13 protein-coding genes and 2 pseudogenes are annotated in these 13,221 nt (G+C 67.0%); 9 read left to right on the top strand and 6 right to left on the bottom strand.

Features of this window, described 5'->3' with window-relative positions:
* Window positions 1-145 precede the first annotated feature (145 nt).
* Window positions 146-466, top strand: a pseudogene (locus CR162_RS19840) (integrase core domain-containing protein); the annotation flags it as partial.
* On the opposite strand, the gene CR162_RS19835 reads toward CR162_RS19840, so the two are convergent.
* A complete protein-coding gene (locus CR162_RS19835) occupies window positions 417-2,342 on the bottom strand; it encodes an ATP-binding protein (protein WP_176559951.1) in 1,926 nt (641 codons plus the stop codon). The pseudogene CR162_RS19840 and the gene CR162_RS19835 sit on opposite strands and share 50 nt — an antisense overlap.
* Before the next feature lie 497 nt (window positions 2,343-2,839).
* Between CR162_RS19835 and CR162_RS19830 the strand changes: the two genes are divergently transcribed.
* A complete protein-coding gene (locus CR162_RS19830) occupies window positions 2,840-3,571 on the top strand; it encodes a glycosyltransferase family protein (protein WP_099097245.1) in 732 nt (243 codons plus the stop codon).
* Window positions 3,572-3,587: 16 nt separating this feature from the next.
* Here the strand turns inward: CR162_RS19830 and CR162_RS19825 are convergent, their stop codons facing one another.
* Window positions 3,588-4,532 carry an IS110 family transposase gene (locus CR162_RS19825; protein ID WP_099097244.1) on the bottom strand — a complete coding sequence of 315 codons (945 nt, stop codon included), beginning with the start codon at window positions 4,530-4,532 and terminating at the stop codon, window positions 3,588-3,590.
* A 373-nt stretch (window positions 4,533-4,905) separates the two neighbouring features.
* Between CR162_RS19825 and CR162_RS19820 the strand changes: the two genes are divergently transcribed.
* From CR162_RS19820 to CR162_RS19810, 3 genes are read left to right on the top strand one after another with little or no spacing between them, the layout of a single operon-like run.
* The gene (locus tag CR162_RS19820; protein ID WP_141563254.1) at window positions 4,906-5,487 is read left to right on the top strand and encodes a hypothetical protein; all 582 of its coding nucleotides are present in this window, start codon (window positions 4,906-4,908) and stop codon (window positions 5,485-5,487) included.
* Window positions 5,488-5,518: 31 nt separating this feature from the next.
* Entirely contained in the window at window positions 5,519-6,460 is a 942-nt protein-coding gene (locus CR162_RS19815; protein WP_099097242.1) for a glycosyltransferase, read from the top strand.
* Entirely contained in the window at window positions 6,453-8,756 is a 2,304-nt protein-coding gene (locus CR162_RS19810; protein WP_176559950.1) for a glycosyltransferase, read from the top strand. The genes CR162_RS19815 and CR162_RS19810 overlap by 8 nt, the downstream gene beginning before the upstream one ends.
* A 127-nt stretch (window positions 8,757-8,883) precedes the next feature.
* Here CR162_RS19810 and CR162_RS19800 read toward each other — a convergent pair whose 3' ends face one another.
* From CR162_RS19800 to tnpA, 4 genes are all read right to left on the bottom strand, one after another.
* Entirely contained in the window at window positions 8,884-9,126 is a 243-nt protein-coding gene (locus CR162_RS19800) for a hypothetical protein (RefSeq protein WP_099097240.1), read from the bottom strand.
* A gap of 2 nt (window positions 9,127-9,128) precedes the next feature.
* Window positions 9,129-10,778: an IS66 family transposase gene (gene tnpC / locus CR162_RS19795; protein ID WP_141563253.1), complete on the bottom strand. Its 1,650-nt coding sequence runs from the start codon at window positions 10,776-10,778 to the stop codon at window positions 9,129-9,131.
* Window positions 10,779-10,840: 62 nt separating this feature from the next.
* The gene (tnpB, locus tag CR162_RS19790) at window positions 10,841-11,188 is read right to left on the bottom strand and encodes an IS66 family insertion sequence element accessory protein TnpB (RefSeq protein WP_099097239.1); all 348 of its coding nucleotides are present in this window, start codon (window positions 11,186-11,188) and stop codon (window positions 10,841-10,843) included.
* Window positions 11,185-11,583, bottom strand: a complete 399-nt coding sequence (gene tnpA / locus CR162_RS19785) for an IS66-like element accessory protein TnpA (protein ID WP_099097238.1) — start codon at window positions 11,581-11,583, stop codon at window positions 11,185-11,187. The genes tnpB and tnpA overlap by 4 nt, the downstream gene beginning before the upstream one ends.
* A gap of 194 nt (window positions 11,584-11,777) precedes the next feature.
* Between tnpA and CR162_RS22550 the strand changes: the two genes are divergently transcribed.
* The 4 genes and pseudogenes from CR162_RS22550 to CR162_RS19775 form a co-directional block, all read left to right on the top strand.
* Window positions 11,778-11,951 (top strand): hypothetical protein, encoded by a 174-nt coding sequence (locus tag CR162_RS22550; protein WP_176559949.1) that lies wholly within the window; start codon window positions 11,778-11,780, stop codon window positions 11,949-11,951.
* Complete coding sequence (locus tag CR162_RS19780; protein WP_218014945.1) at window positions 11,948-12,685, top strand: glycoside hydrolase family 19 protein; 738 nt, start codon at window positions 11,948-11,950, stop codon at window positions 12,683-12,685. The genes CR162_RS22550 and CR162_RS19780 overlap by 4 nt, the downstream gene beginning before the upstream one ends.
* Before the next feature lie 82 nt (window positions 12,686-12,767).
* Window positions 12,768-12,863, top strand: a pseudogene (locus CR162_RS22210) (IS66 family transposase); the annotation flags it as partial.
* Window positions 12,864-12,920: 57 nt separating this feature from the next.
* A partial coding sequence (locus CR162_RS19775) for a transposase (protein WP_176559948.1) occupies window positions 12,921-13,221 on the top strand: 301 nt, incomplete at its 3' end.

Raw genomic sequence — 13,221 nt, 5'->3', positions numbered from 1 at the left:
GCTCGGGCTCACAACCCATCGTTTGAGGGTCGGCCTGCCCGCACTTGCGTGCTCCCGGTGCCCCACGTCCCGGATGGTCTCACCATAGCGCCGATCCGCTCAGGATCAGCAGAAACATCAGGGCACCAGGGGCATCATGCCGGATAACGGTCAGGTCGAACGGATGAACCGGACCATCAAGGAAGCCACCGTCAAGCGCTTCCACTACGGCTCACACGACCAGCTTCGCACACCCCTCGCCGACTTCCTGGCCGCCTACAACTTTGCCCGGCGCCTGAAGACCTTACAGGGCCTGACCCCCTACGAGGCCATCTGCAAAGCATGGGCAGATCAGCCACACCGTTTCAAATCAGACCCGCACCATGAAATCTTGGGACTAAACACGAGGGCAATGCCATCAATTCGTAACTCTCTCTTCAGTGCTGGCGCCTCGCAACAGACGGGATCATGCGGCGCAGCGCGCTGAATAGCAGAACGCCGAGGCGGAGGGGAAGCGCGCGGCCTGAGGCCTGCGGCTGCTTCGCCGGCTCGGCGTGAGCGACCGCCGGCGAAGCGTTCTCCACCACAGCCTCCGGGGCGGTAGCGCCCTCGGTGGGCGCCGCCTCCGCTTCACTGGGAGCGGGCGGTTCTTCGGGCCCGGGCTCCGGCGTGGCGGCCTTCGGCACCCTCCTGAGGGCCTCCGCGAAGCTCGCCTCGGTGTCGTGCCGGCCGGTCTGCGTGTCGTCCGCCGCCAGGGTCAGAGCTTCCGGCGAGAAGACCAGGCGCAGACTGCCCTCGGCCCATTCCCGCGGCCGTCCCCGCTTGGCGAGGGCATGCGTCAGCGCCCGGGCGACGCGGCCGACCATCGCCCGCTCGGCGACGAGCTGGGCTGCCGCCTGCACGCCCTCGATGTCGTACTCGGCGGGCGCACCGGCCGCGAGAAGCTGCGCGGTCTCGCCGATCACTGCATACTGCAGGTTGATATGGAGCTGGTGCGTCTCCGCATAGTAGGCGGCCGCGCGGTGGGCCAGGCCGCGGCCGGCGATGTCCGTCGGGTCCCGCAACAGGATGATGGCGGGCGGCTTCTCCGCCCGGAAGGGCATCGGCTCGCCGGTCTCCTGCGGCGGGTTGGGGGCCAGCGCCTTCGGCCGGAAGTTCGGCGCCTCGTTCGGGCGGCGCAGCGCCACGCCGAGCTTCTCCAGCATCTCCCGCATCTCGGCGAGGATGTCGTCAATATAGTCGGCGCGCGGCACTGCCTCGGCGAGCAGGCGCTTCAGCCAGTCCGGCTGGTGGCGCACCGCGAGGGCGGCAAAGTCGTGCACCCGCACCTGCTCCTGCCGCTCGCTCCGGTAGCGGAGGAACTCGCGGTAGGCTTCCGGCAGCACGGAATAGTCGTTGGGCAGTTCGACCAGCACCGTCACCGCACGCGCCAGGAAGGGAAGGCCGAAGCTGGGCGCCTCCTTCAGCCAAGCGGCGCCGCGCAGGATGCTGTAGATCTCGTCCTGGTAGACCAGCGCCCCCATGCTCTCGCCGGTGTTCCAGGCCTCGGCGCCGCTGCCCGCGCCCGGCTCCAGCAGCGCGGGGTTGTAGGCGTAGTGGATGGTGATGCCTTCCGGCGTGCGCACCGCCTCGTACTGCTGCAGGGCCGCCAGCCGGCTGGCCAGGCTGACCAGGCGGCGGTCCTCCTTCAGGTACGCGACGCCGGCGCGGAAGACGATCTCCACCTCCTCCGGGAAGCGGAAGAAGCGGCTGCGGACGGCCTCGACCAGCCAATTCCTCGCGCTGCGCGGGTTGCCGCCATAGGGGTCGATCACGGTGTTCTGGTCCGGCTTGTTGCCGAACAGCACCACCTCGGTCCAGTCGGCGGCGGGGTCGCGCCCCTCGGCCCGCGCGGCCTCCGTCACGGCGATGACCTCGGCCGGGATGCCGCCCGGACCAGGGCGCAGCAGGCGGCCGTAGATGCCATCGAACTTGCCGATCATCACCTCCTGCACCGCGCCCTCATGCGCCGAGCGGTAGCGCATACCGCCCTGGTTGGAGGGCAGCGAGGCAACCTTCGCGCCCATGCCGAAGTTGCGGTCGAGCGCGTTCTCCTTGCGGATGGAGGCGGCGATGTCGCACATCCGGTAGAGTTCAGGGCCGGTCAGGCCCTGGCCGGAGTTCCAGAGCGCGAGCTTCGGCACGCCGTTCACCGGTAGGGCGGAGAACTCGACCCGCCGCTGGCCCTCCGGCGCCGTTGCCGCCGCCTCGAGCGCGTTCTTGAACAACTCCCGGATCATCATCGTCTTCGGGCAGCGCTCGATCATCGCGGCGACGAGAAAGTCCTCATCCTGGACGCGGAGACGGGTGACGGTGGAGCTCAAGCGAGGAACCCTATGGATGTTGTGGAGCACCAAGAGAATACCAGTGCAGCCGCAGGAAAACATCTTAAAGTTGGATTCCGGTTTTGATCCGCCTACGCTGGTGCCGAAACGACGGACCCAGGCCGGGGACATCGCATGCAGCGGCGCGGGAGGAGCGGGACAGCAAGCCGGGCATTCCGCTCGCGGATCACGGCTACAGCCAGTGATGACATACGCCAGGATGTGCACGACCGCGGCGCACAGGCAGAGATCCCGGCCAAATACCACAGGCGCATGCAGCACAGCGTCCATGGCGCCTTGCAGGATGTAGGGCGCGCGGTATAGTTTTCGATTTTACCCATTTCCCGCGCAATGGGTGCATGATGCAATCGGGTGGCGTGACCGAAGGTACGGCGGGCCTGTGGTGCCGTTTCCTTGCGGACCAAGGATCTGCTAGAGCTTGGCTGTGTGATTGCTCCGCTACGTGCCGGCCTTGAGGGTGGCCAGAAGGACACAGGATGATACTGTTCGCCAATCACAGGCGCACGAAGAACGTGGGGGACTTGGCCTGCACACCCTATGAATATTTCGGCTTCCCAGACAAGAAGCTGACCGATATCAGCGGGGAGTTGCCTGAAGCCCACGCGGTTGTCCTTGGTGGCGGCGCGATCGAGTACATGATGGCAGGCAAGCAAGCCGTCCAGCAACGCGCGAAGGCCCGTCATAAGGTCGCCTGGGGCATCGGCGCTTCGCAGCATGGCTCGAGCTGCCACCCTGCCCCCCCCAGCGGATTTGATTTGCTCGGCCTGCGGGAGTTTGGGCGGGAAGGCGGCATCTACGTTCCCTGCGCCAGCTGCATGGCAGATTTCTTCGACTCCGTCCCGCCGGCTGAGACGGAGATCGTTACCTTTTTCAACGCCGACCCCAGGATCAGCAGGCCCGAGCTGCCCGACTTCCCCGCCATGACGAACGAAAGTTCGCTGGAAGGCACCCTCGCCTTTCTGGCGCGCGGCGAGGTGGTGATGACCAACTCCTACCACGGCGCATATTGGGCGAGCCTGATGGGCCGCAAAGTCGTCTGCTTTCCCTATTCCTCCAAATTCCACGGCTATAAGTGCCCACCGGCCATGGCCACAGTGGAAACCTGGAAGGAAGTGCTGCCCCGGGCGCGCGCCTACAGCGATTACCTAGACGACTGCCGCTATGAGAACCTGAAGTTCTTCCGGCGAGTGGCTGACCTGATCTACTGAGCGACCGTGTTGCGGGTCAAGCGTGGCGCCATGGCTGTTGGGTCCTGACGATGGCGTTGAGGATGCCGAGGAGCTTGCGCATGCATGCGACGCTGGCGACCTTTTTGGGTCGACCTCGGGCGGTGAGCTGCTGGAAGTGGCCGCGGATGGCGGGGTTCCATCGGATGGCGGCGAGAGTTGCCATGAAGAGGACCTTGCGGATGCTGGCCCTGCCGCCCGCGATGGCGCGGCGCCCCCGCATCTGGCCGCTGTCGCGGTTGATGGGAGCGAGGCCGATCAGTGCCGCGGCCTGGCGCCTGCCGAGGTGGCCGAGTTCCGGCATCTGGGCGATGAGGGTGCGCGAGGCGATGGCGCCGATGCCGGGCACGCTCTGGAGCAGGTTGTCGGCGGCGCGCCAAGCGGGCGAGCCGCGCACGGAGCCGTCGATGTTGCGGTCGATCCCGGCGAGTTGCGCCTCCAGGACCTTGAGCGTCGCGGCGACGGTGCGGGCCACGCCGGACGTGCGCGCCTGGCGGCGGCGGTTCTGCTCCATGCCGATCATCTCGACGATCTGGCGGCAACGGGCGACGAATTCGGCCAGCGCCTGGGCGTCGTGGCCCGGCACCGGGCGCGGCTCGGGGCGGATGCGTTCGGCGAACAGCGCGATGGCTTCCGCGTCGAGCCGGTCGGTCTTGACGAGCCACCCCGTGGCGCGGGCGAAGTCGCGGACCTGGCGCGGATTGACGACTGCGAGCGGCAGGCCGGCGCCGGCGAGGGCCGCGGCGACGGTGAACTCGGAGCCGCCGGTGGCCTCCAGCACGACGAGGGCAGGCGCCGCCTCGCGCAGCCGCGCCAGAAGATGCTCAAGGCCGGGCCCGTCACGAGGAACGGCGAAGCTCTGCCCCGACGGCTTCAGGTGCACGTCGAGGCGGTCCTTGGACACGTCGATTCCGGCAAAGGCCGGAGGGGAGGGCTGATCCATGACCCGTCCTTGCGAATGCGGGCTCACAGCTCTACGGCGGCGGCCCAAGCGACCGTTCGGGTTCCCGGATGGGACGGCGGACGGGATCCCGAGCTCAGAAGCGGGCTCGGTCACCCAAGGCGTGTGCAGGTTCCCGTCCGTCGCCAGCCTTGCCGGCTCACCGCCGGTTGGCAACTGAGAGATACAAGGCGGTTGCGCGCGCCCTCCTCTGGAGAGACAGCAGGGCTGCCCTCAACTCATACTGGACAGAAGGAGCGGCGCACGACACTTAGTGGGAGAGTCGCGGGCGGCTGCGAGCAGAACTGGAAGTCGGTTGATGCGAATTCAGGGAAACCTCTCATACAGCGATATATTAGCTTCCATCCACAGAGAATTGAGCGATAAGTCGGGGGAGGAGCTGAAGGCAGGGGTCTGCGAGCAGCTCGCCATTCTCAGTTTTGAGATTGCGCGCCTGAAACAGAAGCAGAAGGCTTATGCCGCCGCCCTCCGTAACCCGGAAGCGCCCGCCTCGCCCGGCCCGTCCGAGGCGATCATGCAACTACCATCGCTTGCCGAAATCGACATGCGCGAGGCGTTGGACGCCTTGGACGGCTTCTATCCTCTAGAGTACGCCGAGGACGGCCCCTACCGTTGGACCGGGCCGAACGCCACCGCCCGCTTTCAAGTGTGGATCGATCGCTCGGTTCCGGTGCAGCTCGATGCTCTCATGTTCTCTTTCGGCGACGAGCGGAATCGCGCCGAGATAACGCTGCTAGTGGATGGCGTCACGGTGCCAGTGCATTGCGGCGACAAGATGATCCGGAGCGATCCCTTCCCTGTCACGCCAGACGTCGCCGCCTCCGAGATCATCTTCCACATCCCTCACACCTTCTGCCCGGCCGAGCGCGGGGAGGAGGACAGCCGGCGCCTCGGTGTCGCCTTTCGCAGCGTGAAGATTAAACCGGCCATCCGGTAGTCCGGCACGGCACGCCAGAAGGAGCGGCGGGATGAAACTCACCGTGGCGATCTGTACGTACAAGCGTTACGATCTCCTGGGCTTGGCGATCGAATCCCTGACGCGCCAGACTTTGCCCGCGGATCAGTTCGAGATTCTGATCGTCGACAACTCGCCCAGTACGGAGAATTCGCAGCAGCAGCAGGCCAGCTACACGCACCTGGGCAATCTGCGCTGGGTGCACGAGGCCACGCCTGGCCTGTCGAACGCCCGCAACGTCGCCATCCGACTAGCCGCGGCGCCGCTGATTGCCTTCCTGGACGATGACGCCATCGCCGATCCTGCCTGGGCGGAGAGCCTCTGCCGCACCTTCAAGGTATTCGGCGAGACCTGCCAAGTCGTGGGCGGCCAAGTGCGCCCCATTTGGGGGGCGCCGCGCCCCTCCTGGCTCGGCGACGAACTGCTCGGCTATATCTCCGTGGTGAACTACGGCGACGAGGCGCGCTTCCTAACCGGGCAGGAATGGGTCGCCGGCGCCAACATCGCCTACCGCACCGCCACCTTGCGCCAGCTCGGCGGGTTCGATGTCTCCCTGGGCCGGGTCGGCTCCGGCAACAGCCTGATGTCCAACGAGGAAGTTGCCCTGACCGACCATATTAGGGCGCAGGGCGGCCGTGTCGTCTATGACCCTGTCGCCGCGGTTGATCACTTAGTGGAGCCGGCACGGCTGCGGCAGGAGTGGTTCCGCCGGCGCGTCGCTTGGCAGGCCGTCTCTGACCGCGTCCGCGCGGCAACCACAGAGGAAGGCCCCGACGTCGAACGGATCTGGAGCGACATTAAGGACTTCTTTTTGCATACTCCCCCCGCCGAACGCACCGTGCGCGCGCTGGCCCTGCACCAGGACGACCCGGGGAGGTTCCGCTGGCAACTGGCGACGATCTACAACTTCACCACCATTATGCTGAGCGGCGTGCATGAGGTGGACGATGACTAGGGCCAACCTCGCCGTTGCGAGCCTGTGGGCCCGCAAAAGTGTTCTGGTGGTGTCTCCGACACCGACCTATCCAATCGACTTCGGCAATCGCCGGCGCATTTTCCATGTCTGCCAGCGCATCAAGGAGCTCGGCGCCTCCATCACCTTCCTGCACTACCCGGGCGAGGCTGACTGGCGCGAGAGGATCTCGCTCGATACGCAGCACGCCATGATGTCGCAGTGGGACAACTATTACGTGGCGCCGGTGACCCAGCCGCTGCACATGCCGCCGCAGCACGGCGCCTTTCACCAGATCGACGAATGGTGGGACCCCGGCATCGGCGACATGCTCCGATGGATCTTCGCCACCCATCGCTTCGACGTCGTCATCGTAAACTATACTTGGCTTTCCAAAGCGCTGGAATTCGTTCCCGAGGGGACTATCCGCATCCTCGACACGCATGACCGCTTCGCTGGCCGGCGCGAGGTCCTTGAGGCCAACGGCATTGCCCCTGAGTTCTTCTACACCTCTGAGGAGCAGGAGCGCATCGCCCTTGGACGCGCCGACGTGGTCTGGGCGATCAAGAAGGAGGAAGAAAACCTCTTCCGCGCCCTTACCGACCGGCAGGTCCTCACCCTGCTGCATGCCGAACCGGTTGTTCCCCGCTATACCCGCAAACCGGGTGAGGTGATCACCTTTGGCATGGTAGGAGCGCGAAACAACATCAACGTCCGCAACTTCACCAATTTCCTCGACGTGGCGCATGCCTATCTTCGCAGAACGCTGCTCCCCTGCGAGATCGTGGTCGCGGGGACATGCTGCGACCTCCTGCGTGTCGGGCACCTGCCGTTCGTGCGGCTGCTCGGCCGCGTCGATACGATGGATGAGTTCTACGACTCCGTGGATATCGTCCTCGGACCGATGTCCTTCTCGACCGGCCTCAAGATCAAGATCGGCGAGGCGATGAGCTATGGCAAAGGCGTCATTGCTCATTCGCACTGCTTTGAGGGATATATTCCGACCCACCGCTTCCAGACCCTCCCCTCCTTCCAGGACATGATGCGGGCTTGCGCCGCGGTGGTGCGCGACCGCTCTTTGATCGACGAGCTGGAACATGCCTCGCGGCAGTCCATGCATGATGCCGGGCGCCAGGTGGCCGAGGCGCTGGAGAGAAGCCTGGAGCAGGCTCAGCAGGTCGAGCCGGCGCTCATCATCACCCTCCATGCGCGGGAGCTGAGCAGGCACTCCCTCCTTCTCGACCATGCAGTGGAGGCCGCCGAGTACATCGCGCACCAGATGAAGGTTGCCTTCTACATCGAAGGGCCGGCCACGGCGGTCGAGCCCCAGGCGATCCAGCGCCTGCGGTGCTGGGGATCGATCATTTGCTCCCCGGGGACCGCGGAAGCACTGGGCTCACGACTCGGAGCGGCGATGGGCTCGCAGAGCGTACCCGTGATGGCGTTCCGCAAGCTGATGGAGGCCGACCATCCGGGCGTCTGGTTCACCTGCATTCCCGCCGACTTCCCCGCACGCCGCCGCCCGCTTCCTATGACGGCCTTCATTCCGGTGGCCGCACTTGCGCAGAGTGTGCCGGACGTCGGGATCATCCACTTTGCCGAGGCCGCGAGTCAGGTCTTCGAGGAGGCGGTGGCCTTCGACACGACCCTATCCTCCCTGCTGGCGGCTACGGGTAGCTTGCCGGTCACTCGCCGCGCCATCCCCTTCCTCTGGCGCGGACACGCGAGCCAAGCCTTGCGCATCCTCACGAGCCAGGAGCGGCGCATGGTGACCCTGCTCTCCCGCACACTCGAAAGCGACCTGCTGGATCTCGCCCTAGAAGTCTGCCGCCTGACCACCGACCGGCGCGTCGAGGTGGTCTATGATGCCGCCTCCAACAGCGCCACCGAGCACGGCGCCGCCCGGGACCGTCATCGCGACGTGGTCTTCACGCCGCTGCAGGACTATGTGCAGGTGGTGGAGAAGCGGCAGACCGCTGCCTACCTTGTGGCGGAGTTGGGAGAGGACAGCATCTTTGCCGTCTTGCGCGAGCTGATGCATCGCGGCTGCGTGCCGCTGGTCCAGCTCTTCATCCCTGGCCACACGGCAATGATGCACGATGAGGAGGCGCCACGCTGGCGCGAGGCAGGACGCCTCGCCTCCGTTGATTTACTCTCAGAGCTGCTAATGGACGACCAACGGGTGGAGATACTGAAGCAATTCCGCATCGAAAGGTACGGCTACGCAAATGATGCCGGTTGGGCGCTGATCTGGAGCCTTGTGCAGAAGCTAGGCGGCGTGGACAAAGCTGATCCATAGGCGGATGGCAGCGAGTTGGACAAATCCGAGGAAACTGCTGGCGGTGTGGTCGTAGCGGGTAGCGACGCGGCAGCAGTTCTTCAGGCGGTTGATGCGTAAGCATCCGGTGAACCCCGCACCTGTCGTGCTATTTGGCGGTTTCTGGCTTCGACGGAGCGCGCCCGTCCTTCCGCTCGTCGTCGATGATCTGCTTCAGATTATGGATGCCGTCCTGGGTGAAAGCGGTGACGCCATCTTCGCCAACACCGTAGACGTGCAGGCAGCCATCCTCTGGGAACATGTCGATGGAGAGATCATGCAGCCACCCCTCGTCTTCCCCAAGCAAAGCGGCGACATGGTTGATGGTGAACACGGCGGAGATGGCGGGCATGGTCAGGCGGCCTTGGTGGTCGGCACTCGGCCAGCCTGCCAGTTCCAGGGCAGCAGTTCGGCAACCCTGCTGGCCGGATGGGTGGCGATCCGGCCGAGCACATCGGCCAGCCAAGCCTGCGGATCGACGTTGTTGAGCTTTGCGGTGACGATCAGCGAATACATCGCCGCCGCGCGCTGGCCGCCGCGGTCGGACCCCGCGAACAGCCAGGACTTCCTGCCGAGCGCTATGCCGCGCAGGGCGCGTTCGGCGGCATTGTTCGAGAGGCAGACCCGGCCGTCATCGAGGAACCGCGTGAACGCCGGCCAGCGCTTCAGCATGTAGTCCATGGCGCGGGCGAGGTCGTGCGTGCGGGACAGCCTGGAACGCTGCTCGCGCATCCAGGCTTCGAACTCCGCGACCAGCGGTGCACTGACGGATTGGCGCACAGCGCGCCGCTGCTCGGCGCTGCGGCCATTGATGCCACGCTCGATCTCGAACAGCACATCGATGCGACGCACCGCCTCCAACGCAATCGGTGAGATCACGCCGGCACTCCTGCCCTCAGCCACCCGGCACGCGTTTTGCGTCAGATCCGCCAGGACAAAGAACGGCCGTCGCGCATGCACCCAGCATGCCGCCTCTTGGATCGGTCCAGGCTGGCGGGTGGCATCGTAGAGCTTGCCGTAGCCGCTGTAGGCGTCGGCCTGGAGCAACCCGGCATAGCCAGCCAAATGCTCCTGCGGATGCGCCCCGCCGCGGTCGCGCGAATAGCGGAACATCGCCGCCGGGGCAGTTGTGCCGCCGAATGGCCTGTCATCGCGGACATAGACCCAACATCGTCCGGTATCGGTCTTGCCGCTGGCCAGCACCGGCACGGTGGTGTCGTCGCCATGCAGCCGCTCGGCGGCCAGCACATGGGCATCGAGGCAGCGCGACAGCGGCGCCAGGGCCGCGCAGCAGGCGCCCACCTGGTCGGCGAGGGTAGACAGGCTGAGCGGCACGCCCTCCCGGGCATAGCGCTCGGCTTGCCGATTGAGCGGCTGGTGCTGGCCAAACTTCTCGAACATGACCATTGCCAGCAGGCTGGGACCGGCCCAGCCGCGCGGCGTCACGTGGAACGGCGCTGGCGCCTGGCTGACCTTCTCGCAGGCGCGGCAGGAGAACTTCTCCCGCACGCGCTGAATGACCTTCCAACTGCGCGGGATCACCTCGAGGGTCTCGGTGATGTCCTCGCCCAGCTTGCGCAGCCGGACGCTGCCGCAGCACTGGCAGGCGGTGGGCGCGGGCTCGACCACGCGTTCGCGCGGCAGATGCTCGGGAAAGGGCTGGCGCGCCGGTCGCCGGCGGGTGAACGGCGCGACCTGGGTGGTGCGCGCCGCGGCCTGTTCGGCGGTGATCTCGTCCTCGGTCGCCGAACTCGCCAGTTCGTCGAACCCCAGGGCGAGCTGATCGAGCAATCGCACCACACGCTCGGAACGCTGACCGTAGAGTTGGTGCTGCAGCTTGGCGATCTGCAACTGCTGGTGCGCGATCAGCGCCTGATCGTCGGAGGCGCGCGCCCTGGCATTGGCCAACTCCGCCTCGACCTCGAGCGCCCGCGTGGTAGCCGCCTGCAGCGCAGCCTTGAGCGCGGCGACATCATCCGGCGGGGTGGCGACGGGGCTGGACACGGCGAGGATGGAAACACGCCTCGCCGCCCTTGGCACCGGAAAAATACGCCTCGCCGCCCGCGCTACCCCGCCACCTCCGGGCGCCAGGTCCGCTGCGGGTTCCTCCAGTCGATGCCATCCAGCATGTAGGCCAGCTGCGCGCCGGAGATCGCCACGCAGCCATCCGCCGGCGAGGGCCAGATGAAGCGCCCCCGCTCCAGCCGCTTGGCGTAGAGCGACATGCCGATGCCGTCATGCCAAATGATCTTGATGAGCGATCCGGCCTTGCCGCGAAACACATAGAGATCTCCCGCATGGGGATCGCGCCCAAGCGCCTGCTGCACCTGCAAGGCCAGGCCGTGCATGCCGCGTCGCATGTCCGTGTGGCCCACCGCCAGCCAGACCCGGACGCCCGAGCGAACCGGGATCATCCGCGCAGCGCCGCCAGCACCCGCCGCAGCGCCGTGCTGCCCACGCTCTCCGACACGCGCAGCGCGGTGCCGTCCGGGAGCACGATCTCGATCTGCTGCGCCGGCCGGCATTGGTCCAGATCGGCCGGGGGCGACGTACCCTGCAACGCCGCCGGCGACGCCATGGGCGCGGCTTCCTGCACCACCTGCACCGGCAGAAAGACAGGCTCTGGCTCCGCTGCCAGGGCGCCGGATCGCACCTGCTTGCGCCAGGCCCACAGCACGCTGCGACTCACCTCGTGCCGCCGCGCAACCTCCGCAAAGCAGGCGCCCGGGCTCTCGGCCTCGGCAACGATGCGCAGCTTGTCCTCGACCCGCCAATGCCGGCGCCGTTCAATGCCGCTGATGATCTCCATCACCACCCCGTCCTGTCCTTAGCAACGCTCCTACGAGCGTCGATAAGATCAGAAGACAGGTTCAGCCACGCGCCGGTAGGCGGCCGTCACCGGAGGGGTACGCCCTAAGCCTCCTCCCTCACCCGTTTCCCGCGCCGCTCCCCCGCCGCCGGCATCCGCCTGCGGCGTGATGGCGCATGTCCGGAGATCTTTCCATGGTGAATGTAGTCCTGGCGCGGCTGCGCCAGCGCGCCACCTGGCTCGCCATCGCCACGCTGCTCGGCCTGCTGGGCGTGCAGCTCGCCCCAGAGAGCTGGGAGCGCGTCGTCAGCGCGGGCATGACCCTGTCCGACATCGTCGCCCTCCTGCTGCCGCTGCTCGGCCAGTGAGCTGGCTCAGCCGCTTGCTGGCGGCGCTGCGGCCGGCGCCGACCACGGCCGCCGTCCCAGCCGTCCTGCCGGCCGTGGCGCCCGCGCCCCTGCCGCTGGTCACCGCCGCGCAGCTCCGCCAGCTCTTCCCCCGCCTTGCCGATCCGGGGGCCTGGGCCGCGGCCCTGGCGCCGGCTATGGCGCGGTACGGCATCACCACGCCGGCCCGCCGCGCCGCCTTCCTGGCCCAGATCGGCCACGAGAGCGCCGGCTTAACCCGGCTGGTGGAGAGCCTGGACTACGCGGCCGAGCGCCTAGTGCCGGTCTTCGGCGCACACCGCATCACCGCCACCCAGGCGGCTGCGCTGGGCCGCAAGCCCGGCCGCCCGGCGCAGCAGCAGGCGATCGCCAATCAAGTCTATGGCGGCGCCTGGGGCCTGCAGCAGCTCGGCAACGTCGAGCTCAACGATGGCTGGCGGTACCGCGGCCGCGGCGCGCTGCAGATCACCGGCCGGGCCAACTACACCCGCTGCGCCGCGGCGCTCGGCGTACCGCTGGAGACCCTGCCGGCCTGCTTGGAAACGCCGACCGGCGCGGCCGAGGCGGCCGCCTGGTGGTGGGCCAACCACGGCTGCAACGCGCTCGCTGACACCGGTGACTTCTCCGCCCTCACCCGCCGTATCAACGGCGGGCTGACCGGCTTGGCCGAGCGCGTGGCACTGCTCAACCAGGCGCGGGTTACTCTCGCCGCCTGACTTCATTGGTCCAGTTGATCATCTGAGCACCTGCTGTGAGCAGACCTACCAACGACGCGCCACCTCGGCGATGACGCCACCCGAGCGCGCGCTCCGCGGTGTGGCCCTCGGCAGAAAGGCATGGCTGTTCGCAGGCAGCGACCGTGGTGGTGAGCGGGCCGCGATGATCTACGCGCTGGGGACTGTCAGGAATTTCGTGTGGGGCGGGGCATAGTAGGGAAGAAGGAGACCCCCTATGGCCCGACGGAAAGAGCCCCGGATCCCGGACGCTATCCTGGACCAGCTGCTGGCCGGTGCCGATGCCAAGACGGCCTTTGAGCAGGGCGGCCTGCTGGATGAGCTGAAGAAGGCGCTCGCCGAGCGGGCGCTGAACGCCGAGATGGACCACCATCTGGCTGGGGAAGGAGGCGCGGGCAACAGCCGCAATGGCTATGGCCGGAAGTCGGTGGTGACCGACAGTGGCAAGCTGGCGCTGGAGATCCCGCGGGACCGGCAGGCGAGCTTCGATCCGCAGCTGATCGCCAAATACCAGCGCC

The sequence above is a fragment of the Teichococcus rhizosphaerae genome (assembly GCF_002631185.1).
Classification (GTDB): domain Bacteria; phylum Pseudomonadota; class Alphaproteobacteria; order Acetobacterales; family Acetobacteraceae; genus Pseudoroseomonas; species Pseudoroseomonas rhizosphaerae.
This window is presented reverse-complemented; position numbering and strand designations above follow the sequence as displayed.

Bases quoted from the DNA above. Each gene is read 5' to 3' on its own strand.
- tnpA (WP_099097238.1), bottom strand. From the start codon at position 11,583: ATGGAGATCATCAGCGGCATTGAACGGCGCCGGCATTGGCGGGTCGAG.
- CR162_RS19830 (WP_099097245.1), top strand. From the start codon at position 2,840: ATGATACTGTTCGCCAATCACAGGCGCACGAAGAACGTGGGGGACTTG.
- CR162_RS19800 (WP_099097240.1), bottom strand. From the start codon at position 9,126: ATGCCCGCCATCTCCGCCGTGTTCACCATCAACCATGTCGCCGCTTTG.
- CR162_RS19825 (WP_099097244.1), bottom strand. From the start codon at position 4,532: ATGGATCAGCCCTCCCCTCCGGCCTTTGCCGGAATCGACGTGTCCAAG.
- CR162_RS19810 (WP_176559950.1), top strand. From the start codon at position 6,453: ATGACTAGGGCCAACCTCGCCGTTGCGAGCCTGTGGGCCCGCAAAAGT.
- CR162_RS19815 (WP_099097242.1), top strand. From the start codon at position 5,519: ATGAAACTCACCGTGGCGATCTGTACGTACAAGCGTTACGATCTCCTG.
- tnpB (WP_099097239.1), bottom strand. From the start codon at position 11,188: ATGATCCCGGTTCGCTCGGGCGTCCGGGTCTGGCTGGCGGTGGGCCAC.
- CR162_RS22550 (WP_176559949.1), top strand. From the start codon at position 11,778: ATGGTGAATGTAGTCCTGGCGCGGCTGCGCCAGCGCGCCACCTGGCTC.